This is a genomic window from Streptomyces alkaliphilus (assembly GCF_014141535.1).
Classification (GTDB): Bacteria; Actinomycetota; Actinomycetes; order Streptomycetales; family Streptomycetaceae; genus Streptomyces; species Streptomyces alkaliphilus.
This window is the reverse complement of the sequence record NZ_VKHT01000655.1, coordinates 1-2,987: the sequence shown is the minus strand read 5'-3', so window position 1 is coordinate 2,987 and position 2,987 is coordinate 1. Positions and strand designations below refer to the sequence as shown.

The window sequence follows — 2,987 nt, the reverse complement described above, 5'->3', positions numbered from 1 at the left end:
CCCCGTGCCCCCGGTCCCCCCGATGGCCATGGTCCGCCGACTCGTGGTCCGCGTCCTCACGATCTCGTTCTCCCCTCGCACCGCACGCGGCACCCGCAGTTCCCGCGGATGCCATATGGCCATGTCATCACACCGATTCGACGGACAGGACAGGGATTTGTCACCGTTCTGTCGCAGCTTCCGCCTTGGCGTTCTCGGCAGTTGACGACCCGGGTCCGCCCGGTGTTCCCCACCGGCGCCTTCGTGTCCGGGTTCCCCCTCCGCCCCGCTTTCCGGGTGGGGAATGTCACCCCTCGCGGTCGACCGGGTGTGTCATTTCCGGTGAAACGAACAAAACTGTTGAAATGGCGCGGAAAGACCCAGTGGGTGGGTACGGCGTGATGAGATGACGGTGACCGGGCAGAGATGACACGAACGCGACAGCGCCGCGCGGCCGACGAACCGCGAAACCCAGGAGGCGGACAGGTGTCCCAGGCAGCTGAGCAGGAGACGGCGGTCGACTCCGGGAACGGTGCCGGCGCGCCCCTTTCCGAACACGCCCACCCGGACCCGGAGCGGCGCGCCGACCCCGCCGGGGGCGGTGGACAGGAGGTGTGGCCCGGCAGCCCGCAGCCGCTCGGTGCCCGCTTCACCACCGGTCCCGACGGGGTCCAGGGAACCGGCTTCGCCCTGTGGGCGGGCGGCGCCGAGGCGGTGGAGCTGTGCCTGTTCGACGACGCCGGCCGCGAGACCCGCTGCGAGTTGACCGAGCACACCCACGAGATCTGGCACGGATTCCTCCCCGGGGTGCGCCCGGGGCAGCGCTACGGCTACCGTGTCCACGGTCGCTGGGACCCCTGGACCGGGGCCCGTTGGAATCCCGCCAAGCTCCTCCTCGACCCCTACGCGCGGGCCGTGGACGGTGAGTTCACGCTGCCCCCGGAGGTCTACGGCCACGTTCGCGACTGGCCGGACCAGGAGATCGCGGACACCGTCCGCGACGACCGCGACTCCGCGCCGTCGGTCCCCAAGAGCGTCGTCGTCCACGACACCGACACCTGGGCCGATGACGTGCGCCCCAAGACTCCCTGGTCGGACTCGGTCATCTACGAACTGCACGTGCGCGGCTTCACCATGACCCATCCCGACATCCCCGACGAACTGCGCGGCACCTACGCCGGCCTCGCCCACCCCGCCGCGATCGACCACCTCACCCGGCTGGGCGTCACGGCCGTCGAACTGTTGCCGGTCCACCAGTTCGCCCACGAGGACCACCTGCTCAAGCGCGGCCTGCGCAACTACTGGGGCTACAACTCCATCGGCTACTTCGCCCCGCACTCCTCGTACAGCGCGAGCGGCACCCGCGGGCAACAGGTCGGCGAGTTCAAGCAGATGGTCCGCGCCCTGCACCGGGCGGGCATCGAGGTCATCCTCGACGTGGTCTACAACCACACGGCCGAGGCCGGGCCACTCGGCCCCATGCTCTCCTTCCGCGGCATCGACAACCGTGGTTACTACCGCCTGGGCGAGGACCCCCGCTACTACGCCGACTACACCGGCTGCGGCAACACCCTGCACGTCGTCCAGCCCCAGGTGCTGCGGCTGATCACCGACTCCCTGCGCTACTGGGTGCAGGAGATGGGCGTGGACGGATTCCGCTTCGACCTCGCCGCCGCGCTCGCCCGCTCCATGCACGACGTGGACATGCTCTCGCCGTTCCTCGCGGTCATCGCGCAGGACCCCGTGCTGCGCCGGGTCAAGCTCATCGCCGAACCCTGGGACGTGGGCAGCGGGGGCTACCAGGTGGGAGCCTTCCCCCCGCTGTGGACGGAGTGGAACGACCGCTATCGGGACACCGTGCGCGACTACTGGCGGGGCGCCCTGCCCGATGTGCGGGACCTGGGGTACCGGCTCTCGGGCTCCAGCGACCTGTACGCCTGGGGAGGGCGTCGCCCGTACGCCTCGGTCAACTTCATCACCGCCCACGACGGCTTCACCCTGCGCGATCTGGTCTCGTACCACGACAAGCACAACGAGGCCAACGGCGAGGACAACCGGGACGGCACCGACGACAACCGCTCCTGGAACTGCGGGGCCGAGGGCGAGACCGACGATCCCGACATCCGGGCCCTGCGCCGTCGCCAACTGCGCAACATGCTCACCACCCTGCTGCTGTCCACCGGCGTGCCGATGCTCGTCGCCGGCGACGAGATGGGCCGCACCCAGGGCGGCAACAACAACGCCTACTGCCAGGACAGTCCGATCGGCTGGATGGACTGGGGGTTGCGGGAGGACCCCGAGTGGCGCCCCCTGCTGGAGCTGACCGCCCGGTTGATCCGGCTGCGCCGCGAGCACCCGGTGCTGCGTCGCCGGGCCTTCTTCTCCGGACGTCGCCAGGGCCCGGACGGCATCCGCGACCTGGCCTGGTTCACCTCCGACGGCCGGGAGATGACCGAGGAGGACTGGTACCGCCCCGGCCTGACCCTGGGCATGTATCTCTCCGGACAGGACATCCCGCAGCGCGACCCGCGCGGCCGGCCGGTGGTGGACGACAGCTTCCTGGCGCTGCTGCACGCCGGCCACGAGCCGGCGGGGTTCCCCCTCCCCGGCTCGCCCTGGGCCGACTCCTACGAGGTGGTTCTCGACACCACGCTGGAGGACCAGTCGCGGGCGCCCGGAGTCGAGCACGCGCCCGGTGAGAGTCTGACCCTGCCGCCGCGCTCGGTGTTGCTGCTGCGCGCCCTGCGCGCGGCGGAGCCCGGGCGGGTCGTCCAACCCGCCGCCTCCGACGGGATGGAGGACATCGACGCGGTGCGCGGTGCCGACCGGGTGGTTCCGGTGGACGGCCTGAAGCGGTCCGCGTCGCGCGCGGACCCCGGGGTCCCGGGAGAGGGGGGAGAGCCCGGGGCCTCCGGGCCCCGCGGCCCCTCCAACGGCTCCCGGGGCCGCGGGAAGCCCGGCGGGGAGCCCGGCGGGGAGCCCGCGCACGAGGAGCGGCCCGCGCGCGG

General features: G+C 71.6%; 1 protein-coding gene. It reads left to right on the top strand.

Going from position 1 to position 2,987, the window contains the following annotated elements; all coding sequences use genetic code 11:
* Positions 1 to 465 precede the first annotated feature (465 nt).
* The coding region (gene glgX / locus FNQ90_RS18055; RefSeq protein WP_323380039.1) for a glycogen debranching protein GlgX at positions 466 to 2,987 on the top strand (2,522 nt) is incomplete at its 3' end.